Annotated in this window: 22 protein-coding genes; 15 read left to right on the top strand and 7 right to left on the bottom strand. The window is 73.7% G+C overall.

Annotation, left to right across the window (positions count from 1 at the left end):
* Nucleotides 1–9: 9 nt before the first annotated feature.
* The 6 genes from AMK11_RS16240 to AMK11_RS16215 all read left to right on the top strand — a co-directional run bounded on the left by AMK11_RS16240 (nt 10) and on the right by AMK11_RS16215 (nt 8,135).
* On the top strand, nt 10–1,242 hold the full coding sequence (locus tag AMK11_RS16240; protein WP_073727630.1) for a sensor histidine kinase: 1,233 nt from the start codon (nt 10–12) through the stop codon (nt 1,240–1,242).
* Nucleotides 1,239–1,934: a response regulator gene (locus AMK11_RS16235; protein ID WP_073727628.1), complete on the top strand. Its 696-nt coding sequence runs from the start codon at nt 1,239–1,241 to the stop codon at nt 1,932–1,934. The genes AMK11_RS16240 and AMK11_RS16235 overlap by 4 nt, the downstream gene beginning before the upstream one ends.
* 138 nt (nt 1,935–2,072) lie before the next feature.
* The gene (locus tag AMK11_RS16230; RefSeq protein ID WP_073727626.1) at nt 2,073–2,894 is read left to right on the top strand and encodes an ABC transporter ATP-binding protein; all 822 of its coding nucleotides are present in this window, start codon (nt 2,073–2,075) and stop codon (nt 2,892–2,894) included.
* Nucleotides 2,891–5,410, top strand: a complete 2,520-nt coding sequence (locus AMK11_RS16225; protein WP_073727624.1) for an ABC transporter permease — start codon at nt 2,891–2,893, stop codon at nt 5,408–5,410. The genes AMK11_RS16230 and AMK11_RS16225 overlap by 4 nt, the downstream gene beginning before the upstream one ends.
* A 37-nt stretch (nt 5,411–5,447) precedes the next feature.
* Nucleotides 5,448–6,917 (top strand): MFS transporter, encoded by a 1,470-nt coding sequence (locus AMK11_RS16220; protein ID WP_073727622.1) that lies wholly within the window; start codon nt 5,448–5,450, stop codon nt 6,915–6,917.
* Between the two features lie 3 nt (nt 6,918–6,920).
* The gene (locus AMK11_RS16215; protein ID WP_073727620.1) at nt 6,921–8,135 is read left to right on the top strand and encodes an FAD-dependent monooxygenase; all 1,215 of its coding nucleotides are present in this window, start codon (nt 6,921–6,923) and stop codon (nt 8,133–8,135) included.
* Nucleotides 8,136–8,178: 43 nt separating this feature from the next.
* Here the strand turns inward: AMK11_RS16215 and AMK11_RS16210 are convergent, their stop codons facing one another.
* Entirely contained in the window at nt 8,179–8,664 is a 486-nt protein-coding gene (locus AMK11_RS16210; RefSeq protein WP_073727619.1) for a VOC family protein, read from the bottom strand.
* Between the two features lie 314 nt (nt 8,665–8,978).
* On the opposite strand from AMK11_RS16210, the gene AMK11_RS16205 reads away from it, so the two are divergent.
* The 3 genes from AMK11_RS16205 (at nt 8,979) to AMK11_RS16195 (ending at nt 13,168) form a co-directional block, all read left to right on the top strand.
* Nucleotides 8,979–10,295 (top strand): MFS transporter, encoded by a 1,317-nt coding sequence (locus tag AMK11_RS16205; protein ID WP_073727617.1) that lies wholly within the window; start codon nt 8,979–8,981, stop codon nt 10,293–10,295.
* A gap of 31 nt (nt 10,296–10,326) precedes the next feature.
* Nucleotides 10,327–11,169: an aldo/keto reductase gene (locus AMK11_RS16200; protein WP_073727615.1), complete on the top strand. Its 843-nt coding sequence runs from the start codon at nt 10,327–10,329 to the stop codon at nt 11,167–11,169.
* 214 nt (nt 11,170–11,383) lie between these two features.
* Nucleotides 11,384–13,168, top strand: a complete 1,785-nt coding sequence (locus tag AMK11_RS16195; protein WP_073727613.1) for a beta-ketoacyl-[acyl-carrier-protein] synthase family protein — start codon at nt 11,384–11,386, stop codon at nt 13,166–13,168.
* A 33-nt stretch (nt 13,169–13,201) separates the two neighbouring features.
* Here AMK11_RS16195 and AMK11_RS16190 read toward each other — a convergent pair whose 3' ends face one another.
* Entirely contained in the window at nt 13,202–13,813 is a 612-nt protein-coding gene (locus AMK11_RS16190; RefSeq protein ID WP_073727611.1) for a TetR/AcrR family transcriptional regulator, read from the bottom strand.
* A gap of 88 nt (nt 13,814–13,901) precedes the next feature.
* On the opposite strand from AMK11_RS16190, the gene AMK11_RS16185 reads away from it, so the two are divergent.
* Nucleotides 13,902–14,885 (top strand): NAD(P)-dependent alcohol dehydrogenase, encoded by a 984-nt coding sequence (locus AMK11_RS16185; protein ID WP_241846988.1) that lies wholly within the window; start codon nt 13,902–13,904, stop codon nt 14,883–14,885.
* A gap of 424 nt (nt 14,886–15,309) precedes the next feature.
* Nucleotides 15,310–16,236, top strand: coding sequence for an NAD-dependent protein deacetylase (locus AMK11_RS16180; RefSeq protein ID WP_073727609.1), 927 nt, complete (start codon nt 15,310–15,312; stop codon nt 16,234–16,236).
* A gap of 12 nt (nt 16,237–16,248) precedes the next feature.
* Here the strand turns inward: AMK11_RS16180 and AMK11_RS16175 are convergent, their stop codons facing one another.
* The 5 genes from AMK11_RS16175 to AMK11_RS16155 all read right to left on the bottom strand — a co-directional run bounded on the left by AMK11_RS16175 (nt 16,249) and on the right by AMK11_RS16155 (nt 20,590).
* Nucleotides 16,249–17,061, bottom strand: a complete 813-nt coding sequence (locus tag AMK11_RS16175) for an endonuclease/exonuclease/phosphatase family protein (RefSeq protein WP_073727961.1) — start codon at nt 17,059–17,061, stop codon at nt 16,249–16,251.
* A gap of 160 nt (nt 17,062–17,221) precedes the next feature.
* Nucleotides 17,222–18,235: a DUF2891 domain-containing protein gene (locus tag AMK11_RS16170; RefSeq protein ID WP_073727607.1), complete on the bottom strand. Its 1,014-nt coding sequence runs from the start codon at nt 18,233–18,235 to the stop codon at nt 17,222–17,224.
* On the bottom strand, nt 18,235–18,885 hold the full coding sequence (gene pcp, locus AMK11_RS16165) for a pyroglutamyl-peptidase I (RefSeq protein ID WP_073727605.1): 651 nt from the start codon (nt 18,883–18,885) through the stop codon (nt 18,235–18,237). The genes AMK11_RS16170 and pcp overlap by 1 nt, the downstream gene beginning before the upstream one ends.
* Before the next feature lie 14 nt (nt 18,886–18,899).
* On the bottom strand, nt 18,900–19,874 hold the full coding sequence (locus tag AMK11_RS16160) for a DUF979 domain-containing protein (RefSeq protein ID WP_073727603.1): 975 nt from the start codon (nt 19,872–19,874) through the stop codon (nt 18,900–18,902).
* Nucleotides 19,871–20,590 (bottom strand): DUF969 domain-containing protein, encoded by a 720-nt coding sequence (locus AMK11_RS16155; protein WP_073727601.1) that lies wholly within the window; start codon nt 20,588–20,590, stop codon nt 19,871–19,873. Before AMK11_RS16155 ends, AMK11_RS16160 begins: the two co-directional genes overlap by 4 nt.
* 194 nt (nt 20,591–20,784) lie before the next feature.
* Here AMK11_RS16155 and AMK11_RS16150 point away from each other — a divergent pair, with 194 nt between their 5' ends.
* From AMK11_RS16150 to AMK11_RS16135, 4 genes are all read left to right on the top strand, one after another.
* On the top strand, nt 20,785–21,537 hold the full coding sequence (locus AMK11_RS16150) for a LamB/YcsF family protein (protein ID WP_073727599.1): 753 nt from the start codon (nt 20,785–20,787) through the stop codon (nt 21,535–21,537).
* Nucleotides 21,534–22,196, top strand: a complete 663-nt coding sequence (locus AMK11_RS16145) for a 5-oxoprolinase subunit B family protein (RefSeq protein ID WP_073727597.1) — start codon at nt 21,534–21,536, stop codon at nt 22,194–22,196. Before AMK11_RS16150 ends, AMK11_RS16145 begins: the two co-directional genes overlap by 4 nt.
* On the top strand, nt 22,193–23,050 hold the full coding sequence (locus AMK11_RS16140) for a biotin-dependent carboxyltransferase family protein (protein ID WP_073727595.1): 858 nt from the start codon (nt 22,193–22,195) through the stop codon (nt 23,048–23,050). The genes AMK11_RS16145 and AMK11_RS16140 overlap by 4 nt, the downstream gene beginning before the upstream one ends.
* A 101-nt stretch (nt 23,051–23,151) precedes the next feature.
* Complete coding sequence (locus tag AMK11_RS16135) at nt 23,152–23,517, top strand: TraR/DksA family transcriptional regulator (RefSeq protein ID WP_073727593.1); 366 nt, start codon at nt 23,152–23,154, stop codon at nt 23,515–23,517.

The raw sequence follows: 23,517 nt of genomic DNA, 5'->3' as shown, positions 1-23,517 counted from the left end.
GTGTTGCCCATGACGTCAGTGGAGGAGGAACGCCCGCGCGCGCTGCTCGCGGGCGCTTCGCGTCGGTGGGTGCGGCTGCTGCCGTGGGGCGTGGCCTTCGTTCTCTGCGTCGCCCTGCTCCCCACCACCATCCAGGTCCTCACCGCCGACTACGGCCTCAACGGCGGCCTCGCGAGCGCACTGGCCGTCGCCCAGTCGGCGCCGCTGCTGCTCGCCGTCGTCCGCCCGCTGCGGGCCTGGTACGTGGTCTTCGCCGCGGATGTCGCCGGAGCGCTCGCCCTGGGCACCGTCGACTTCGAGGAGCGGCTCCTGTGGCCGTTCCCGCCCATGGGGATCGTCGGGTACGTCGGCCTCTGCCTCGCCCTGGGACTGCGCGAACGGCGCCGGACGCTGCTGCTGGTGTGGCTGGCGACGGCGGGCGCGAACGTCGGCCTGGGATTTGCCACGCCGCACGGCACCGATGCCATGACCTTGCTGCTGACCATCCTCGGCGGCATCACGCTCCTGCTCGCCGCCGCGCTCCGCGAGCGGTACGAGGCGCAGCGCAGACTGGCCGAGCAGGAGACGATCAGCGAGGCCGAGCGTGGCCGGCGGACGCTGCTGGAGGAGCGCGCCCGCATCGCGCGCGAGCTGCACGACGTGGTGGCGCACCACATGTCCGTCATCACGGTGCAGGCGGACACCGCGGCGTACCGTCTCGACCGGCTGACCCCGGACGTGCAGGAGGAGTTCACGTCCATCGCGGCGACCGCGCGCGAGTCCCTCGGTGAGATGCGGCGGCTCCTGGGCGTGCTGCGGAGCGAGGAGGCGCACGGCGAGCTCGCGCCCCAGCCGGGCCTGACGCGGATCGGTCAGCTGGTGGAGGCGACGGTGCGGGCGGGCGTGCCCGTGGAGTTCACCCCCTGCGACGCCGACGTGTCCGAGACGGTGGGCCTCTCGGCGTACCGCATCGTCCAGGAGGCCCTGGCGAACGTGGTGCGGCACGCGCCGGGCGCTCCGACGCGGGTGTCGGTGTCGGCGTCCGCCGTCGAGGACGGTGCGCGGCTCACCGTCCTCGTCGTCAACGGACCACCGCCCGAGCCACCCGTCGCGCCGCTCGAGGAGGGCGGCACCGGGCACGGCCTCATCGGCATGCGCGAGCGGGTCCGGCTCGTCGGCGGCACCCTCGACACGGGACCGCTGCCGGACGGCGGATTCCGGGTGGCCGCCCGTCTCCCCCTCGATGAAAAGGACCTCACGTGACCACGCGCGTCATCATCGTCGACGACCAGGCCATGGTGCGGGCGGGTTTCGCCGCACTGCTGGCCGCCCAGAGCGACATCGACGTGGTGGGTGAGGCCCCCGACGGCGCGCAGGGCGTCGAGCTGAGCCGCCGCACCCGTCCCGACGTCGTGCTGATGGACGTCCGCATGCCCGAGATGGACGGCCTGGAGGCCGCGCGTCGCATCCTCGGGCCCCCGCCGGGCGGCGCGGGCGGCGCACCGGCGGGTGAGCACCGGCCGCGGGTCCTGATGCTCACCACGTTCGACGTCGACGACTACGTCTACGAGGCGCTGCGGGCCGGTGCCAGCGGCTTCCTGCTGAAGGACGCCCCGCCGGCCGACCTCATCGCGGCGGTACGCGTCGTCGCCTCCGGCGACGCGCTGCTCGCCCCCTCCGTGACACGCCGGCTCATCGCGGACTTCGCCCGGCAACGTCCCGCCACCAGGGGCAGGCCCGCGCTGCGGCTGAAGGCGCTGACGGACCGCGAGACCGAAGTCCTCACCCTGGTAGCCCGCGGCCGGTCCAACGCGGAGATCGCCCAGACGCTGGTGCTGGCCGAGCAGACGGTGAAGACACATGTGAGCCGCGTCCTCACCAAGCTCGACCTGCGCGACCGGGCGCAGGCGGTGGTCTTCGCGTACGAGTCGGGGCTGGTGGCACCGGGCGAGTAGACCGGTCGCGCCCCTTGCCCCTCGTCCACCCCCTACCGGGGTAGCACCTCCATGTTGGCTCCCGGGTACGACGCCCGGGACGCAGCCCTCCTCGCACTCTTGATCCCGTCAGCACGGAAGATCAGGAGAGGGCCGAAGATGAGGCTGCGCAGCACCAAGAGGCAGAAGGCGGACGGCCGGCCGGAGGGGGCACCACCCGCCACACCGGACCTCGCCGTCGAACTGCGCGGGGTCCGGCGGCAGTACGGCCGGGGCGCGGGCACCGTGCACGCGCTGGCGGGAGTCGACCTCGCCCTCCCGCGCGGCACTTTCACCGCCGTGATGGGCCCGTCCGGGTCCGGCAAGTCCACCTTCCTGCAGTGCGCCGCCGGGCTCGACCGGCCGTCGGCGGGTTCCGTGCGCCTCGGCGGTACGGAGATCACCGGCATGAGCGAGAACGAGCTGACCGAGCTGCGCCGCAGCCGCCTCGGCTTCGTCTTCCAGGCGTTCAACCTGCTGCCGTCGCTCACCGTGGAACAGAACGTCCTGCTGCCCATGCGCCTCGCCGGACGGCGCCAGGACCGCGCCCGGGCGGCCGAGGTACTCGCCCAGGTCGGCCTCGCCGACAAGGCGCGGCGCCGGCCCGGCGAGCTCTCCGGAGGTCAGCAGCAGCGCGTGGCCGTCGCCCGCGCCCTGGTCACCGCCCCCGACGTGGTGTTCGCGGACGAGCCCACCGGCGCCCTCGACACCGGCACCGCCGCCGAGGTCCTCGGCCTGCTCCGGCAGGCGGTGGACGCCCTCGGCGCCACCGTCGTCATGGTCACCCACGACCCGGCCGCGGCCGCCTGGGCCGACCGCGTGCTGTTCCTCGCCGACGGTGCCTTCGCCGACCACCTGGAGCGCGGCTCGCAGGAGCAGATCGCGGCGCGGATGACGGCGCTCACCGGCCGTGCCCGGGCGATGGCGAGGGCGGCGGCATGAGGAAGTTCGCTCCCAACGGCCTCGCCCGCGCGGCCGTGCGCTTCAAGCCCGCCTCGTTCGCGGGCACGTTCGTCGCGCTGATGATGTCGGCGCTGATCGTCGCGGCCTGCGGCGTCCTGCTGGAGACCAGCCTGCGGGCGTCGGTGCCGGCGGAGCGGTACGCGAACGCGCCGGTCGTCGTGGCGGCCGACCAGTCGGCGCGGGTCGTCGCCGACACCATCGACGGTCCCGAGGAAACCGCGTACCCGCTGCCGGACACCGCCCGCGTGGACGCGCGGCTGGCGGCGAGGGCCGCCGAGGTGCCGGGTGCGGCCACCGCCGTCCCGGACTTCACCTTCCCGGTGCACCAGGGCACCACCTCGTCGAGCGCGCTCACCGGTCACGGCTGGGGCGCGCACACCTTCACCGGCAGCGCGCTGACCTCCGGCGCCGCGCCGCACGCGGGCGAGGTCGTCCTCGGCGCCGACGCGGCCCGTGCGGCGAAGGCGGGCGTCGGCGACACCGTCACGCTGGAAACGGCCGACGGCCGCGCCGGCTTCCGGGTGTCCGGGCTGGCCGAGGCCGGTCCGGGCGACACCGCGGAGGAAGGGGTGGGCGGCGGGGCCACGGCCTGGTTCGCCGACTCCGAGGCGTCCGTGCTGGCCGGGCACCCCGGCCAGGCCGACGCCATCGCCGTCACGGCCGAGGACGGCGCCGACTTGGACGCTCTGGCCGCCGCCGTCGAGAAGTCCCTCGCGGGCTCCGGCGCGGGGGTGCTCACCGGCGACGACCGCGGCGAGGTCGAGGACCACGGTCTGGCCTACGCCAAGGAGACGCTCTTCGCGGTCGGCGGCTCGTTCGGCGGGATCGCGACCCTGGTCGCGGTCTTCACCGCGGCCGGAACGGTCGCCCTCTCCGTCGGCCAGCGCTCCCGCGAGTTCGCGCTGCTGCGCGCCGTCGGCGCCACGCCGCGGCAGATCCGTCGCGCGGTCGCCGCCGAGGCGCTGCTGGTCGCCCCGCTCGCCGGGATACTCGGCTGCCTGCCCGGCATCGGGCTCGCGCACTGGTGGTTCGGGCAGATGCAGGACCGCGGGGCCGTCCCGAAGGCGGTCGAACTGCACGTCTCCGGGTTCCCCCTGCTCGCGGCCGTAGGAGTCGGCCTGCTCACCGCGCTCGGCGCGGGCTGGGCGGCCGGGCGCAGGCCCGCGCGGATCAAGCCGGGTCAGGCGCTGGCCGAGGCCTCGGTGGAACGGCTGCGGCCGGGTGTCGTCCGCACCGTCCTCGGTCTGGGCGCGGTCGGCGGCGGCTCGGCGCTCGCCGGCGTCGCCGCCTCCGCCGCCGGTTCCGACGCGGCCAACGCCTCTCTCGGCGTCGTGATGCTCTTCATGCTGGCCGTCGCCCTGCTCGGCCCGGTCCTGGCCCGGCTGTGCGCGGCACTCTTCGGCCTGCTGCTGCGCGGCGGCGGCGCCTCCGCGTCGCTGGCCGCCGCCAACTCCCGCACCAACGCCCGTCGGCTGGCCTCGGCGATCACGCCGATCGTGCTGGCGATGGCCTTCGCCTCGACGCTCGTCTTCATGCACACGAGCGAGAGCCACGTCGCCTCGCAGCAGCTGCGCGAGGGCATCACGGCCGACCATGTGGTCACGAACCCGGCGGGCCTGCCCGCCGACGCCGCCGACCGGGCCGCCCGCGTCCCCGGCGTCGAGGCGGCGGTGAGCCTGCTCGACACGCAGGTACTGGTGCCCGTCGAGGGCGGCGGCGAGACGTCGCTGCAGGGGACCGCGACCCAGGGCGTCTCGGGCCCCGGCGCCGAGCTCGCCCGGGTGCAGGACCTGGACGTGCGCGGCGGCAGCCTGGACCGGGTGGGCGAGGGCCGTATCGCCATCGACAAGACCCTCGCCACCGCGGCGAAGGTCGAGCTGGGCGACAAGCTGCCGCTCTACCTCCCCGACGGCACGAAGGCCGCCCCGGAAGTCGTCGCGGTCTACGGCCGCGGTCTGGGCCTGCCGGCGGTGACGATGGACCGGGCCTCGCTGGACGGGCACGTCACGTCGGCCTTCGCGGACACGCTGCTGGTCAGCGGCGGCGACGCCGGTCCGCTCGCCGCACTCGGCGAGGTCACCGACGCCTCCGGGTACGCCGTCGCGCAGAACGTGGACCGGGAGTTCGGCGCCTGGGCCAACTACATGATGGCCGCCGTCCTGGGCGGCTTCGCCGCCGTCGCCGCCGTCAACACCCTGGTGATGACGGTCCTGGACCGCCGGCGCGAACTGACCGTGCTCCGCCTCGTCGGCTCCACCCGCCGCCAGGTGATGCGCATGCTCGGCTGGGAGAGTCTGCTGGTGTCGGCGGCGGGCGTGGCCCTGGGCACCGCCATCGCCATGATCACGCTGACCCCGATGATGCGCGGCCTGACGGGCGAACTCCCGTACGTGCCCCCGTTGCTGTACGCCGCGTTCGCCGCGGCCGCGGTGTCCCTCGGCCTCGTCGCCGTGTCCCTCCCGGCCCGCGCGGCGCTGCGTGACCGGAATGTCTGAGACCGCCCGCCGCAGCACCTCCGACAAGGAGCCAGCCATGCAGCAGAGCAGGACCGGAAGCACGGATACCGCACCTACGGAGGCCGGACGGCACACGAGGTGGAGCGGACGGCTCGTCGGCCTGGTGACCGTCCTGGCCCTGGTGAACTTCGTGGTCGACTCGGCCGTCACCGCGCCGCTGGTCGTCCTCCCGGAGATGCTCGACCATTTCGGCACCGACCAGGCGGCGTGGCTCAACGCCACCGCGATGCTGGCGGGTGTGATGTGGGCGCCCCTGCTCGGGAAGGCCGCCGACCTCCACGGCAGGCGCAGGGTACTGGTCCTGGCACTGCTCCTCAGCTGCGCGGGGGCCCTGCTGTGTGCCGTGGCGCCCAGCCTCTGGCTGTTCGTGCCGGGACGTGTGCTGCAAGGGGCGTCCCTGGCCACGGTCTTCCTCTCCGTGGCGATGGTCCGGGGCCTCTGCGCGCCCCGCATCGCGATGATCGTCGTGGGCATCGTGACGTCGGGCTCCGCGGTCCTCAACATCGCCTCGCGTTTCGTCATCGAGGACCTGGCCGAGCAGTTCGGCTTCCAGATCCTGTTCCTCGTGTCGGCCCTCGTCGCGGCCGCGATGGCGGTCTGCGTGCACCACGTCCTCCCCGAGGCCCCGGAGCGGACACCGGGCCGGCTCGACGTCGGTGGTGCCCTCCTTCTCGGCGGCGGTCTCGTCGGCGTCCTCGGCTACGTCAGCCTCGGCTCGGACCTCGGCTGGCTCACCCCGGGGCCGCTGGCCCTCCTCGTCGGCGGCGTCGGGGCACTGGCCAGGTGGTTCCTGGTCTCCAGCCGGAAGCCCGACCCGCTGATCGACGTCAGGAACCTCGGTGGCCCCTTGGTGCTCACGCTCCTCGTGGTCTTCCTCGCCGCGGGTTCGTACCAGAGCGTGCTGCAGCTCATCCCCCTCATCGCTGACGTGTCGGCGGATCAGCGGCTCGGGTACGGACTGGCCGGCCAGGGGTCGGTGGCGCTGCTCCTGGCGACGCCGGGACTCGGCGTCACGCTCGGGGGCCCGTCGGCGGGATGGCTCGCCGCACGCATGGGACCCGCCCGGACCCTCGCCGGCGCCATCGTGCTCGGAACGGTGGTGACCGTCGGGATGTTCGCTGGGGTGTCCCGGCTTCCCGTCGCGCTCTGCTGCGGCTTCCTGCTGGGTGTCACGGTGGGAGCGCTGGGGACGTCCGGATTCAACATGGCGGGGAGCCTGGCTCCCCCCGAACGGCAGGGCATCGTCTCCAGCCTGGTCATGGTCATGGTCTCGATCGGTTCGGTGGTCCTGAACTTCGTGGGTGCCGCCGTCCTCGAGTCGACGTCGGTGGTCGTCGACGGGGAGACGACGAACTCGGCCACGGGTGTGTTCGGTTACGTCACGATCGCTTCCGCCGCGTTCGCGGCCGCCGCGGTGCTGGCCGTGATGCTCGTACGGAGCACCACCCGCCTCGGCCCCATCACTCGTCACAGCAAGGAGAGCTGACACATGGTCATGAAAACGGCGACGAAGGGCACCGTCCTGGTGTCCGGAGCGAGCATCGCGGGCCCCGCCGTGGCGTTCTGGCTGCGCCGGTACGGATTCGCGGTGACGGTGGTGGAGAAGTCCGCCGGACTGCGCGCCGGCGGGTATCCGGTCGACGTGCGCGGCACCGCGGTGGAGGTGGCCCGCCGGATGGGAATCCTGCCGCAGCTCCGGGAGGCGCATGTCGAGTCGCGCCGGGTGACCTTTCTCGACGCCGACGGCAGCGAGGCGGCGGTGGTCCATCCCCAGGTGGTGGCCGGTGGTGTCGAGGGACGTGACGTCGAGGTGCGTCGCGGCGATCTGGCCCGAGCCCTGTACGGAGCCGTCCGTGACGAGGTGGAGTTCGTGTTCGACGACTCCGTCGAAGTGCTCACGGAACACGAGCACGGCGTCGACGTCACCTTCCGCAGCGGCGTCCGGCGCAGCTTCGACCTGGTCCTGGGCGCGGACGGGCTGCACTCCCGTACCCGGGAGCTGGTGTACGGCCCCGAGCAGCGGTTCCACCACTATCTGGGGTACTGCTTCACCGTCTTCACCATGCCCAACACCTTCGGTCTCTCCCACGAGGTACTCATGTGGAACACCCCCGGGAGGGCCGCGGCGCTCTACGCCGTCGAGGACGCCGACGAGGTGCACGCCTTCCTCAACTTCGCCGGCCCGGAGCCCGGGCACGACGTGCTCCGTGACCCCCGGGCCCAGCGTGACCTCGTGGCCACCACGTTCGCCGACGCCGGTTGGGAGATCCCGGGCATGGTCGCCGCCATGCGCCGCGCGAGCGACCCGTTCTTCGACACCGTGAGCCAGGTCCGCATGCCGCGCTGGTCCAGTGGCCGGACCGCGCTCCTGGGCGACGCCGCCCACGCCCCGTCCTTCCTGACCGGGCAGGGGTCCAGCCTCGCCCTCGTCGGCGCCTATGTGCTCGCCGCCTCGCTGGCCGCGCACCGCGACCACACCGCGGCCTTCGCCGCCTACGAGAGGGACCTGCGCGGATTCGTCGAACTGAACCAGGCACAGGTCGCGGACGGCGACGCGGCGCTCTTCCCCACCACGGCCGCGGCCCTCGAAAGGCGCAACGCCAGACTCCGCGCCCTCACCACCTCGCCGCCGGCCGCCGGACGCCCGGCGCACACCGCCCTCGCACTGCCCGACCCCGTCCAGGACGGCCCCAAGGCCCGCTGACCCCCTCGTCACCGCGCCGGCCGGCGCGGTGCGAGCAGACCGGTCACCCGGCAGTGGCCAGGCGGCGCAGAAGCTCCTCCTCCGAGACGTCTTCGACATGGGTCAGGAAGACCCACATGTGCCCCGAGGGGTCCCTGAGGACCACGGTGCGATCCCCGTGGAACATGTCCGTCGGCGGCTGGAGGATCTCGGCACCCGCGGCCTCCGCGCGTCCCGCCAGGCTGTCGACGTCCGGCACGAAGACGTGCAGCGTCACCGACGTGCCCCCGCCCAGCGCGGCCGGTGAGAGGAAGTCGCCGAACTCCGCTCCGCCCGCACCGGCGTCTCCCAGCATCAGGGCCGAGCGTCCGACGGTGATCTCGGCATGGAGGACGCCGCCGCCGGGAGCCTCGATCCGGAATTCCTCGTGGGCGTCGAAGGCTCGCTTGTAGAAGTCGATCGCGGCGGCCGCGTCGTCGACCATGATGTGCGGGATCACGGCATAGCGGTAGCGGTCGGGAATCTCGACGGGGGCTGTGCGCTCTGCCATGGCGAATCTCCTCGGACGGTGCCGGCGGTCGGTTCCCGCGGCTCTGGAACGAACCTAGAAGCTCAAGTCCGCTCGAGGTCAAGCGGCCACGGGCGTGGGCGAGTTAGGGTGTGCGCCGGGAGTGACCGGGAGGAGCGGAGCATGGTCGGTCGTCCGAGCACGCGTTGACGTTCGAGGCCGTGATCGGCCTGTCATCGCGTGCTGCTCGTACCACGCGGCACAGCGAGCCTTCCTCTCCCGCTGCCTGAAACAGCCGGCGCACCTGCCGTGCGCCGGTCGGCGGGTCTCGTCTTCGGTCCTCCGAGGGGTCCTCCGTGCCGTGCACTTCCTCCACCACCACGTCCGAATCCGGTCGGTCTCCCGCGTCGCGTCTGTGGCGGGACGGCGACTTCCGCATGCTCTGGCTCGGCCAGACGTCCTCCCAGCTGGGTGAGCATGCGACGCTGGTCGTTCTGCCGCTCTTCGCCGTCCTCACGCTCGATGCCGGTGCCGGTCAGCTGGGCGTCCTGCGCGCGGTGGGGCAGGCACCGATCCTGCTGCTGTCGCTCGTCGCCGGCGCGTGCGTGGACAGGTGGCGGACCCGCACGGTGATGGTCCTGACGGACGCGGGGCGGGCACTGGCGCTGGGCGCGGCCGCGGTGGCCGGCCTCCTCGGCGCGCTCGGTCTGCCGGCGCTGCTCGTGGTGGCCTTCGCCGTCGGGGCTCTCTCCGTGTTCTTCGACGTGGCGTACCAGGCGTCGCTGGTCCGGCTGGTGCGGCGCGACCAGCTGGTGCGCGGCAACAGCGCGCTGGAGGGCAGCCGGTCCGCCGCGCAGACCGGCGGTCCCGCCCTCGGCGGCGCGTTGGTGTCCGCGCTGTCGGTGCCGGTGGCCGCCGCTTCCGGCGCCGTCTTCTTCGCGCTGTCCTTCCTGTCGATCCGGCGGATCGGCCGCCACGAGTCCGTCCCGGAGCGCCCGGAAGGACCTGCCCGGGTCCGGCGGCGCATCCGTGAGGGCCTCCGCTTCGTCGCGGGCGACGCCTGGCTGCGGGCCGTCTGCCTGGCGTCGGCCGCGTTCCAGCTCTTCCTCTCGGCCGTGATGACCGTCTACCTCCTGCACCTGCCACGGGAATTGCACCTGTCGGGCGCCGCCATGGGACTGGTACTCGCGGCGACGGGGCCTGGCGCCCTGTTGGGGTCACTGCTGGCCACCCGGCTGCCCGGCCGCTTCGGCTACGGCGCCGTCCTCGTGTCCGCGGCGGCGATCGGTGACGGTGTCTTCCTGCTCGTGCCCGCGCTGCACGGCGGTTCCGCCCTGACGGTTCCCGCGCTCGTCGCGGTCAACCTCGTGTTCGGGGCCTTCGGCCAGCTGGTGAACGTCACGGTCATGGCCGTGAGGCAGGCCGTCACTCCGGACGGGATGCAGGGCCGCGCCGCCGCGACGATCACCTTCGTCGGCATGGGGCTGACCCCGCTGGGCTCGCTGCTCGGCGGCTGTCTCGCCGAGGTGTGGGGGACGCGCACCGGCCTGCTGGCCGCCGCGGCCGGCATGCTGCTGTCGCCGGCACTGATGGCCCTGTCCCCGCTGGCCCGCGTGGGACGGACGCTTCCCGTCCCGCCCGAAGCCCCGCCCCCGTCGCGAAAGGCCGCCTAGGGTCGCTTCGGACGAGGGGGAGGGACCGCACGTGACGGCAACTGTGTTTCGTATCACCGGGGACCTGGAGGTGCGGCGGCTCGGGTTCGGGGCCATGCACCTGCCGACGGGGCCGGGCCCGGCCCGTGCGGCCTCCGTCGCGGTGGCCCGGCGGGCCGTCGAGTTGGGTGTCACGCTCATCGACACCGCGTACTTGTACGGCGGGGGCACCAACGAAGAACTGCTGGCCGAGGCTCTGCACCCCTATCCGGACGGTCTGCTCGTCACCACCAAGGTCGGCGTCGCCCGTTCGGGGCCGTCGGGCGAGTGGCAGCTCGACGGGCGGCCGTCCGTGCTGCGGGAGCAGGTCGACCACGCGCTGCGCCGACTGCGCGTCGAGCGGATCGAGCTGCTTCAGCTGCACCGCGTCGATCCCGAGACGCCGCTCGCCGACCAGCTCGGGACGCTGCGGGAGCTGCGGGCCGAAGGCAAGATCGGGCGGATCGGGCTGTCCGAGGTCACGGTCGGCGAACTCGAGCAGGCCCGCCGCATCGTCGACATCGCCAGTGTGCAGAACCGCTACAACCTGCTGGACCGTGAGCACGAGCCCGTACTCACCGCCTGTGCGGCAGCGGGGATCGCCTTCCTGCCGTGGCGCCCCGTCGCCTGGGGGGACGCGGGAAGCAGGGCCGAGGTCGCCGCCGTGGCCGCCGAGACCGGCGCCACCCCCACGCAGGTCGCGCTCGCCTGGCTCCTCGGCCGCTCCCCGGTCGTCCTCCCCATTCCCGGCACTGCCCGGATCGACCACCTGGAGGAGAACCTCGCCGCCGAGCGTCTTCACCTGACACCGGCTCATCGCACACGGCTGGACCGACTGGCGGAGGCCTCCGCCTAGGACGGGTTTCGTGACGTTTCGCACAGACCAGCTCCGTGGGGTCAACCCCCTTACGTAGCCGGTGACTTGTCCACTGTGTCGCGCGTCACCCGACCGGTATACCGGAGCAAAACGGACATGTCCTGAGTTCAACAATGGCCGGTTCGCACTTCGTACAGAACACTCATAAGCGCTTCCAGTACGACAGTTCGGACCAAAGAGAGCATGCTCGGACATGACCCACTGCCCCGAAACGCCTGAAGTACCGATACGCCCCTACACGGTCACCGCCGCCGAGGTCGTCCCCGGCGATCTGCTCGCCCGGTCCCCCGAGGACGCGGCCGCGAACCGGTGGTACGTGGTCACGCACACCCAGCCCGCCTCCCCCGAGGTGATCCTGGTCGCGCTGCGGCCGCCGCTGGGCGGGGTGGACCACGAGGAGGAACTGCGGCGCGAGCAGCGGGTGACCGTCGCCGGGCGGCGGCTGGACGTGTCCGCGGTGCCGCTGGTGAGCTCGCCCGCCCTCGACGACGTCGAATTCCACGACGGGGACCGGGTGACCCGCCTCCGCGCCGTCGACCCGCGGGCCCGGCAGGTGACGTACGTCCGCCGCTGGGGCGCCTGGCACCGCGACACGGCACAGGATGCCGACGCCGGCGTGACCGACGCCGACGTACGCCGGTGGGCCGCCGGGGCCGACCGGGAGGGCGACGTCGTACGGCACGAGCCGCGTCCCGCGCGGGAGGCCCTGGCGGCCGGCGGGCGGCGCGTCGTCGTCACCGGGCTCGGCGCCGTCACCCCGCTGGGCATCGGCACGGGCGAGTTGTGGCACGGGCTGCTCGAAGGACGGCACGGCATACGGGAGTTGGTGGACGAGGAGTTCGACGGGCTGCCGGTGCGGATCGCCGGGACGGTGCCGGTGGACCCGGCCGGGCTGCTGCCCCGGCAGGCGGCGCGCCGGATGAACCGCGCCGCCCAGTTCGCCGTGCTGGCCGCGCGCGAGGCCTGGGCCGACGCTGGTTACCAGGACGGCGGTACCCGCGAGAGCGGGCTCGACCCGGAGCGGGTCGGAGTGAGCCTCGGCGCCATCCTCGGGGACGCGTCGGTGCTCGTCGGCGGGGACCGGAAGCTGCGGGAGAAGGGGCCGCGCGGTGTCTCCCCGCTCACCACGCCCATGTCGGTCCCCTCGCAGGCCGCCTCGCAGGTCTCGCTCGACCTGCACATCACCGGCGAGGCGCGCACCGTCACCAGCGCGTGCGCCTCCGGCACCGAGGCGATCGGGCAGGCCGTCGACCGCATCCGGTACGGCCGGGTCGACGTGGCCCTCGCGGGCGGTGCCGAGGCGGTGGTCACACCGGCGATCATGGCGTCCTTCGCCGCCATGCGGGCGCTGGCCGAGGGTGACCCGTCGGCGGGTTCGCCCTCCCACCCGTTCGCCAAGGACCGTGACGGCTTCGTCAACGCGGAGGGGGCGGGAATACTCGTCCTGGAGTCCGAGGAGCACGCCCGTGCCCGCGGGGCGCGCATCTACTGCGAGGCGGCCGGCTGGGGACTGTCCGCCGACGCCCACCACGTCGCGGCGCCGGATCCGTCCGGCGACGGCATCGCGCTCGCGCTGCGGCGGGCGGTACGGGACGCCGGGGCCCGCGTCGAGGACGTCGTCCACGTCAACGCGCACGCCACGGCCACGGTCGACGGCGATCTCGCCGAGGCACGGGCCGTGCGCGGCGTGCTGGGGCGACGCGAGGTGCCGGTCACGGCGCTCAAGGGCCACCTGGGACACCTCCAGGGTGCCGCGGGCGGGGTCGAGGCCGTCGCCGCGGTACTCACCCTGCACCACGGGGTGGTGCCTCCCACGGTCGGCTGCGCCGAGGTCGACGACGCGGTCGATCTGGACCTCGTACGCGGCGAACCGCGGACCCTGCCGGGCTCGGGCGACCTCGTCCTGAGCAACTCCTTCGGCTTCGGCGGGCACAACGCGGTGCTGGCTCTGCGCCGGGCGGGCCGACCGGCGGCGTAGGGAAGGGCCGGGCCCCTCCCCCGGCCGCGGGGCCTACGACGCCGGAGCATGCAGGTGCGTCAGGCCGAGGCCGGTCGGCGGCGGCAGTGCCTGCCGTGCGGGGCCCGCGCGGAAGGCGTCGAGGAGCAGGCCGACGAGCCGCCTGGACGCGGCCTCGGGGTCGGGTGTCCCGGACAGCGCGCTGTTGGCGAGCAGCACCACGGTGAGGTCGGACGGGTGGAAGTCCGGCCGCAGCTTCCCTGCTCCCTGTGCCCGTCGGACGAGGGTCGCGAAACCGCGCTCCCCGTCCAGGCGGCGGCGCGAGTGGTCCGCGGCCCGCTCCGGGAAGGCGCTGAGGAAGGCGGTGGTGAAGCCCCGCTCAGCGGCCTGCAGGGCGCAGATCTTCTCGATCACGTGGCAGAAGCCGCGCCACGGGTCGGGGTCGTCCAGCGCCTCGTCCAGCGCCGCCGTGCAGGCTTCGACCTGCTCGGCGAACACCTCCCGGACCAGGTCGTCGCGGGTCGGGAAGCGCCGGTAGAGCGTGGCGACGCCCACGTTCGCCCTGCGGGCGATGACCGCCATCGGCACGTCCACGCCGTCCCGGGCGAAGACCTCCCGGGCGGCTTCCAGGATCTGCTGCCGGTTGCGCCGCGCGTCGGCGCGCAACCGAGAGGATTTCCCGTCGATCCCTCTCACCTCCGGTACAAGTGGACGCCCCCCTCCACTTGGCATCGTACGTTCGACGGCGAGAGCCATGACGAACGAGGTGCAGACAGTGTCCGAGATGATGCGAGCCGTGATGTACGACCGCTTCGGCGGTCCCGAGGTGCTCTACGTGGGGAAGGCGCCGAAGCCCGCGCCGGGACCCGGTGAGGTCCTGGTACGGGTCCGGGCGACCAGCGTCAACGGCGGTGAACTGCTGGCCCGCGCGGGCCGCGTGCGCCTGGTGACGGGACGGAAGTTCCCCCAGCGGACGGGACTCGACTTCGCCGGACAGGTCGTCGCGCTCGGCGCGGCCGTCACCGGGCCCGCCGTGGGCGACCGCGTGTGGGGCATCATGCCCCGCGCCTCCGGCTTCGGCAGCGCCGCCGAGTACGTGGCCGTCCGCCCGCGTCAGCTGGGCCGGGTCCCGCAGCGGCTCGACCTGGTCGAGGCGGCGGCGCTGCCCGCGGGCACCACGGCGATCACGGCGCTGCGCGACAAGGCGCGGCTGCGCCCCGGCGAGCGCCTTCTCGTCCGCGGCGCCGCGGGCGGCGTCGGTCATGTCGCCGTCCAGCTGGGCAAGGCGATGGGGGCGCACGTGACCGGGCTGGCCCGCGCGGACAACCTCGCCCTCGTCCGTGACCTCGGCGCCGACGAGGTCCACGACTACCGTGCCACCGGCCCGGCCGGCCTCGGCCGGTACGACGTGGTGCTCGACACCGTGGGCAAGGACCTCGACGCCCACCGCCGGCTGCTCACTCCCGGCGGCCGCATGGTGTCCATCGCCTTCGACGTCGAGCGCCCCGTCGCCTCCCTCGGCTACCTCCTGGCCAGTACCGTGCACGGCCGCCGCCGGGTGCGCTTCTTCAGCGGCAACCCGAGGACCGGGCTCTTCAACGACCTGGCGGCCCACGTGGCGGACGGCGCGATCCGCCCGGTCGTGGACACCGTGTTCCCGCTCGAGGAGATCGGGGCGGCCCACCGGGCGCTGGAAGCGGGAGGCGTGCGGGGCAAGTTCGTCGTGCGGATCGACTGACGGGTCACGCCGATCTGAGGAGGTTGTTGTAGAGGCGTCTGAGGTGTTTGGCCACCGCGCACCTCGCGCCGTCCGCCTCGCACTGACGGCAGGTCCGAAGGTGGGTCTCGTAGTCCTCGCGCGCCTGCCCGAGACGGTCGTACGACGGATTCATCGGCTTCTTTCTGTGTTCGCCCGCGCACTCGGGGTCACGAACGCACGGAAACGGGGAGCCGCCTCGACGGGTTCCGTGAGGGGTGTAGACCAACTGTGATCTTGTTACTTGCAGTACAGCAAGCCGAGCCGTTCATCGTGCCCGCGCGGACCGTCCGGCAGTGCCCCGGGGATGGTCCGATCGCGCAGTGGAGTGCGGACGACGGCGCCGTTCACCTCGCGGCCGTCCCGCCGGGCCCTGCCCGGGCCGCCCGTTACGTACCCTTGCCGCATGCGCATGCGCCCCACTCTGAGCTGGACCCCCGCCGAGGACCTGCCCCCGGGCACCACGGACCTGCGGCCGGTCGCCGACGCCGTGGGAGCCGGCGGGGTGCTTGTGCTCAGCGGTGCCGGCATCTCGACGGAGTCGGGCATTCCCGACTACCGGGGCGAGGGCGGAAGCCTGAGCCGGCACACTCCGATGACGTACCAGGACTTCACCGCCCATCCCCTGGCCCGGCGCCGGTACTGGGCACGCAGCCACCTCGGCTGGCGCACCTTCGGCCGTGCCCGCCCCAACGCCGGGCACCGCGCCGTGGCCGCTTTCGGGCGGCGGGGCCTGCTCTCGGGCGTGATCACCCAGAACGTCGACGGCCTGCACCAGGCGGCCGGCAGTGCGGACGTCGTGGAGCTGCACGGCAGCCTGGACCGCGTCGTCTGCCTGACCTGCGGCGCCTTCAGCCCACGCCGGGAACTCGCCCGGCGGCTCGAGGAGGCCAATCCGGGCTTCGACCCGGTGGCCGCGGGCATCAACCCGGACGGTGACGCCGACCTCACCGACGAACAGGTCGGCGACTTCCGGGTGGTGTCCTGCGCGGTCTGCGGCGGCGTCCTCAAACCGGACGTCGTCTTCTTCGGCGAGAACGTCCCGCCGGGGCGCGTCGAGCACTGCCGGACGCTGGTGCGGGAGGCGGCCTCGTTGCTGGTCCTGGGCTCGTCGCTGACGGTGATGTCCGGGCTGCGTTTCGTCCGTCAGGCGGCCGAGGCCGGGAAGCCGGTGCTGATCGTCAACCGCGACCCGACCCGGGGTGACCGGCACGCCCTCGCCCGGGTCTCGGTCCCCCTGGGAGCGGCCCTCACCACCGTGGCGGGCCGGCTGGGCATCCCCGCCGACGGCGACGGGCACGGCCCTCGGCCGGCTGCCCCGTCCGCGTCGTAGTCCCCGGCCGGCTCAGGCGTCCCGGGCCGGGACCACGTCCGTGTGCAACAGGTGGTGGTCCGAGTACGTGGTGGGGTGGACGTGCTGTTCGACCGAGCCGATGCCGCGCAGGAAGACGTAGTCGAACCGGCTGTTCCAGTCGGTGGTCGGCTCGCACGTGGCGGCGGCGGGAGACGGGCGGCACTCGGCGTCCGAACCGGCGGCCAGTGCCCACAGCGGGGAGAGTTCGGAGGCGTCCGGCACGGCGTTGAAGTCGCCCAGTACGATCGCGCGGTCGTGGCGCTCGACGGCCGCGGCGAGCACTCCGGTCTGGTGTGCCCGGACCGGCTGCTGACGCCGGTGGGCGAGGTGGGTGTTGAAGACCCGCACCGGGTGGCCGCCCACCACGGTGGTGACCGCCAGGTACCCGCGGTCCTCGGAACCGCCGTCGGGGTACTCCACGCTGACCCGGTCGGTCATCGGTGCCGCGGACAGGATCGCCTGCCCGAAGGCTCCCGGGTTCCACGGCGTTCCGCCGCAACGGCTGCGCTTGCGCAGGACGGTCCCGTACTCGACGTGGTACGCCAGCCCGTAGAGGCTCCGCAGGTAGGCCCGGATCTGCTCGACGTCGCGCACGCACGCTTCCTGGAGGCCGATGACCTGCGGCGCGTAGGTGGCGATGTCCGCCGCCCGGTCGACGTTGCTGACCTCGCAGGGGTTGCAGATGTTCCATGTCATGACCCGGTTCGGTACGACGCCGTCGGCGGCGCCGGCGGGCAGCGGCCTGGCCAGGAGGGCTCCGACCGGTGCGCTGGGACCGAGGAGCACCAGACAGGCCACGGCCATGGCGCCCGCGAGCAACCGCGTCCCCCTTGCGAACACCGCCGCCCCTTCCCCTCACCGTGGCACCACGCATGGCACCGACGTCTGCACGCAGGAGACTACGGGAACGGGGCGGCGGCATCCCGAGCAGGTGCGCGCCGACGCCGCGGCGTCGCGCAGCTGATCAGCGGAGACCGACGGGGTCGAGGGCGAGTGCCGCGAACGTCGCCAGCCAGTGGTCGGTGGTGAAGTCGCCGCGCTCCACCGCGGGCAGGCCCGCCGCGAGGTGGGCGCCGGCCGCCTCGTCCAGGCGGCCGCGGACGGGCCCCTCGGGCAGGGTGTCGGCCAGGGAACGCAGGGCGGCCGCCCTGCTGAGGGTCAGGCCCAGCAGATGGCCGATCTGCGGGTCGGCGTGGTCGGAGACCACGGGCACATCGAGCAGCGGACACGGGGCGCCGGAGCGCAGCGCGGGCAGGAAGCGGTCGAGCCACGCCTCGAACCCGTCCTTCGGCAGCACCCGGCGCATGGCGTCCGCCTCGGTCAGCGCCGGGGACAGGAAGTCCTGACCGGACGGTTCCCAGTGCGCGGGCGCGTCGTGGTCGTCGGCGAACCAGGTGAGGAGGCGTTCGCGCACGGCGCGGTCGGTCGCCGGCGACAGTTCCCCCGAGTCGAGCGCGAGGCCCAGGGCGAAGGCGCTGTTGGGGTGGTTCCCGTGGCGTACGGGGTAGGTGGCCTTGGGCAGCCAGGCGGCCAGCAGCCCGTCGACGGCGGCGACGGCCGGCTCCAGCGCGTCGGCCCAGCGGGCGCCGGACTCGTTCTTCAGGGCCCGGCACTCCGCCGCGAGGACGAGCAGCCACGCCCATCCGTAGGGCCGCTCGAAGGACGGGCGGTCGCGGAGGTAGGCGGCTTCGGCGGCGGCATTGCCGGGGGTGAGGTGCCGGTCGAGTACGGCGACGGCCCGTGCGGTGTCCGGCAGTGCGGGTGTCCCGCCGTGGCGGCGCAGCAGGCGGACGAGCAGCCAGTGCATGTGGACCGAGGAGTGCCAGTCGTAGGCGCCGTAGAAGGCCGGGTGCAGGGAGCGGGGCGCGAGGTGCTCGTCGGGCGAGGTGGTCAGGTGGGCGGGGAAGTTGGGGTACTCGCGGGTGATGTTGGCGAGGGCGAGCCGGGCGAAGGGCGCGGCGTGGGTGCTCAGCGGCATCAGTGGGTGGCTCCTTCGGTGACCTTGAGGTCCTGCCCGGCCGGGGTGCGGGCGGCCGCGGACAGGAGGGCGCGCAGGCCGTGGGCGACGGTGGCGGACGGCAGGGACGGCGCGGTGCCGTCGGTGACCTGTTCCGGCGCCCAGGGCACGTGGACGAAACCGCCCCGCGTGTGCGGGAATTCGGTGGCGATGAGGTGGCCGAGGCCGTAGGCCACGTGGTTGCAGACGAAGGTGCCTGCCGTGTTGGAGACGGCGGCGGGGACGCCGGCCTCCCGCATCGCGGCGACGCAGGCCTTGACGGGGAGGGTGGAGAAGTAGGCGGCCGGGCCGCCTTGGACGACGGGTTCGTCGACGGGCTGCCGGCCCGCGTTGTCGGGGATGCGCGCGTCGTCGACGTTGAGGCCGACGCGTTCGACGGTGACGCCGGGGCGTCCGCCCGCCTGGCCCAGGCAGAGCACCAGGTCGGGGGTGTGGGCGCGGACGGCGTCGCCCAGGAAGTCGAGGGACTCGCCGAAGACGCAGGGCAGTTCGGCGGCCCTGACGTCGAGCCCGGCGGGCGGTTCGGCGGCCACCAGGGACGCCGCCTGCCAGGACGGGTTCACGCTCTCGCCGCCGAAGGGGGCGAAGCCGGTGATGAGGACGCGGGTCATGGTTGTTCCTTGGCTCAGAAGGCGAAGAGGGCCATGATCACGGTGCAGCAGCCGAGCAACGCGATGCCCGTCGGCAGCTGTGCCTTGATCGGCCCGTACTGGTCCTTCAGTTCGAGCAGGGTGGCCGGGACGATGTTGAAGTTGGCGGCCATCGGGGTGCAGAGCGTGCCGGCGAATCCGGCCAGCATGCCGATCGCCAGGACGGCGGGCTCGTTGCCGTGCATCTGCTGGATGAGGATCGGCCAGCCGATCGCCGCGGTCATCACGGGGAACGCGGCGAAGGCGTTGCCCATGATCACGGTGAACAGGAACATGCCGACGCAGTACGCGATCACCGCGAGGTACTTGGAGTCCTCGGGCAGGACGTCGTTGACGATCTTTCCGACCTGGTCGCCCACGCCCGCGGCGGCGAAGATGGAGCCGAGCACGGCCAGGAGCTGGGGCAGCAGCAGGGCGGAGCCCATCGCCTCCAGCATGGAACGGCCGGAGTGGAGCGGGACGGTCACCTTCTTCTCGCCGGTGATCAGCATGCCGACGACGAGCGCGGCGACGCAGCCGAGGCCGAGCCCGAGGAGCGTGGCCTTGCCGGACTCGAACAGACCGGACTCGTCCAGCACGGAGGCGCAGACGATGGCGACGAGCGGGATGGTCAGCGCGGGGACGAAGATCTTGTTGCCGAGCCGGGCGGCGGACGCCTCGCGCTGTGCGCCGGTGGTGGTGACCGGGACGCCCTTGCCGAGGAAGTTGAACCCGGCGAGCACGACCAGGGTCAGGACGGCGACGCCGAGCGGTTCGGCGGGCAGGGTCCAGCCGCCGTTGCCGGCCGTGGCGTTGGCGACGCCGGTGCCGTAGGGGAAGGTGAGTCCGAGCAGACCCCAGAAGGCGGCGGACGTCCAGCGCTTGGGGTTGCTGCGGTCGGTGGCCATCTGGACGGCCATGACGACGAAGACCAGGCCTATCAGCCAGTACAGCCATTCGACTTTGATCACTTGTCGGCCCCCTCGGGAAGCGGCAGGTCGTGCTCGGCGGCGGCGACGGCCATCTCGCGCTCCAGCTGCTTGTCCATGAGCAGCAGCCGGGCGCCGTGGATGACGAAGGCGCAGACCGCGAGCGGGATCGCCCACAGGGCCAGCTGGGTCGGCTCGATCTCCTGGTGGTACGTGGAGTTCACGAAGCCGGTGATCAGCAGGATGGAGCCGATGGCGATGAAGCAGTCCTCGCCGAAGAAGACGCCGACGGTGTCGGCCGACGCGGAGTAGGAGCGCACCTTCTCGCGCAGCCGGCCGGGCAGCTTCGCCCCCGTGGAGCGTTCGGCGGCCGCCTCGGCCATGGGTGCCACCAGGGGGCGTACGGTCTGCGCCGGGCCGCCGATGCTGTTCAGCCCGAAGGCCGCGGTGACCTGCCGGACCAGCAGGTAGACGGTGAGGAAGCGGCCGGCGCTGAGCTTGCCGAGGCGGCCGATGAGGTTGCGGGCCTGCTCGCGCAGGCCGTAGCGCTCCAGCAGGCCGATCACCGGGAGCACGATGGCGTAGACGGTGACCGAGCGGCTGTCGGCGAAGGACCGGCCGAAGGCCGCGAGGACCTCCAGTGGGTTCATCTTGCCGAGCAGTCCGGTGACGATACCGGCGACGCCCACCACGAGGACGGGGTTGCGGCGCGTGACGAATCCGAGGATCACCACGACCACACCGAGTAGAACGATCATTCGGTGGCCTTCTTCAGGCATGAGGGGGCAGGGCGCGCATCCGAGACAAACGGAACCGACGCTTCATCGGTCCGGACCATAGCCCCAGATGCGTGGCAGATGCACGGACACTAGCGATCGTTCAACGATCTAACAAGAGTCGACCGATCATCGATCTCTTGTCGGATCGTTCAACGATCGTCTAGGTTCGAGGTGTGATCGACCTCAACGCAGATCTCGGTGAGGGCTTCGGCCGCTGGACCCTCACCGACGACGACGCCCTCCTGTCCGTCGTCACCAGCGCCAACGTCGCCTGCGGCTTCCACGCCGGAGACCCCTCGGTGATGCGCCGCGTCTGCGACCTCGCCGCCGAACGCGGGGTGCGGATCGGGGCCCAGGTCTCCTACCGCGACCTGGCCGGCTTCGGACGGCGCGCCATGGACGTACCCGCCGGGGAACTGGCGGCCGAGGTGGCGTACCAGATCGGCGCGCTCCGGGTCTTCGCCGAGGCCGCGGGGGCGGAGGTGGCGTACGTGAAGCCGCACGGCGCGCTCTACAACCGCACCGTCCACGACGCCGGCCAGGCCCGCGCCGTCGTGGCCGGCGTGCGGCTCGCGGGCGGCGCGCTGCCCGTACTCGGCCTCCCCGGCTCGCTGCTGCTCACCGCCGCCGCGGAGGCCGGGCTGCCGGGTGTGCCCGAGGCCTTCGCGGACCGGGCCTACACCCCGCAGGGCACCCTCGTGTCCCGGCGCGAGCCGGACGCGGTGGTGACGGACGAGGACGCCGTGGTCCGGCGGGCGCTCGCGTTCGCGGTGCACGGCTCGGTGGAGGCCGTGGACGGTACGAACGTGGAGGTCGCCCCCCGGTCACTGTGTGTGCACGGCGACACTCCGGGCGCCGCGAGGATCGCGGCGCGGGTCCGCGAGGAGCTGGAGTCGGCCGGGGTCGCGATCGGGGCCTTCGCATGACGCGGAGCCCGGTCCTCACGACGCGTCCCGTCGGCCGGCACGCGCTCCTCGTCGAACTGCCCGATGCCGGGCGCACCGCCGCCTTCCACGCCGAGGTGCTGCGCCGCCGGGCCACCGGGGGACTGCCGCCCGTCGAGGAGGTCGTGCCGGGAGCGCGGACCGTGCTGCTGGACGGCGTCCGGGACCCGGAGGCGCTGGCCCGCGCGCTCGGCGGCTGGGAGGTGCCGCCGGCCGCCGCCGACCACGGGGACGTCGTGGAGATCGCCGTACGCTACGACGGGCCGGACCTCGCCGACGTGGCGGCCCTGTGGGGAGTCGCTCCGGAAGAGGTCGCCGCGCTCCACACCGCCCACGCCTACCGCGTCGCGTTCTGCGGCTTCGCCCCCGGCTTCGGCTACCTCACCGGGCTGCCCGAGGAGCTGCACGTACCCCGCCGGGCCACGCCCAGGACCCGGGTGCCGGCCGGCGCGGTCGCCCTCGCCGGGCCCTACAGCGCCGTCTACCCGCGTGCCACACCGGGCGGCTGGCAGCTGATCGGCACCATGCCCGACCCCGGGCCGCTGTGGGACCCGGCGCGGGAGCGGGCGGCGCTGCTCGCGCCGGGGACACGCGTCCGGTTCGTCGTGGCGGACACCGCTCCCGAGGCGGTCGCGGCATGACGGCCCGGCTCACCGTCGTACGGGCCGGCGCGCTCACCACGGTGCAGGACGCCGGCCGGCACGGCCACGCCCACCTGGGGGTACCCCGCTCCGGCGCCCTGGACGAGCCCGCGCTGCGGCTCGCCAACCGGCTGCTCGGCAACGACCGGGACGCGGCCGTCCTGGAGACCACGCTGACCGGCTGTGCCCTGCGGCCCGACCAGGCCGTCACCGTCGTGGCCGGCGGCGCGCACTGCGCCGTCACCGTGGACGGGCGCCCCGCGCCCTGGGGCGTCCCGGTGCGGGTGCCGGCCGGTGCGGTCCTGGACGTGGGGACGGCGACGGCGGGCGTGCGCTCGTACGTGGCGGTGGCGGGAGGCGTCGCCGTCGAACCCGTCCTCGGCAGCCGCTCGACGGACCTCCTGTCGGGGCTGGGCCCACAGCCGCTGCGGGACGGCGCCGTCGTCCCGGTGGGCGTCCCGTCCCCACCCGTCGCCGTACCCGTGGCCGCCCCCTGGCCCGCGCCCCCCGCCGAGCTGGTCCTGCCGGTGCGGCTGGGACCCCGCGCCGACTGGTTCTCCCCGGGCGCCCTGCGCGTCCTCACCTCGGCCACCTACCGCGTCTCCCCGCACAGCAACCGCATCGGCCTGCGCACGGAGGGACCGGCGCTCGAACGGGCGTCGGCGGGTGAACTGCCCAGCGAGGGCATGGTCCTGGGCGCGGTGCAGGTTCCGCCCGACGGACGTCCGGTGATCTTCCTGCACGACCACCCGACGACCGGGGGCTACCCCGTCGTCGCGGTCGTCGCGCCGGGCGCCCTCGCCGCGGCGGCCCAGGCCGTGGCCGGGACACCGGTGCGCTTCGCGCTGGGCTGACGGGGCGAGCGGGCGCGCCGGACGGTCCCTGTCCGGACAATGGGCGTGAGGACGGCGAGGACGCCGACCGTGCGGGAAGCCACCGAGGAGGCAGGACGACCATGACCGACCGCCCGCCGGCCGACGGCACCCCCGCCGCCGACGAGGAGTCACGCCGCCGACTCACCGAGCAGGCAGCGGTACTCCGCCGTCAGATCGCCGCGGCCCCGTCGCGGGACGAGGCGCTGCGGGCCGACTGCCTGCTGGACGCGGCGGACGCCGGCGCGGCGGCCGAGGCGCTGGACCGGCACCGCAGGGAGACGGGCGGCGCGCGCGAGCTGCTGGCCCGGACCGAGGCGGCCCTGGTCCGCCTGGACACCGGAGACTTCGGGCGCTGCGCGCGGTGCGGCGAGGCGATCGACCCCGAGCGCCTGCACGCCTTCCCCCACCTCGAACGGTGCCTGCACTGCGAGGCGGAGGGCAGGTAG

The sequence above is a fragment of the Streptomyces sp. CB02414 genome, assembly GCF_001905385.1.
Classification (GTDB): Bacteria; Actinomycetota; Actinomycetes; order Streptomycetales; family Streptomycetaceae; genus Streptomyces.
Note: the sequence above shows the minus strand (reverse complement) of the source record. Positions and strands in the feature narration are given on the sequence as shown.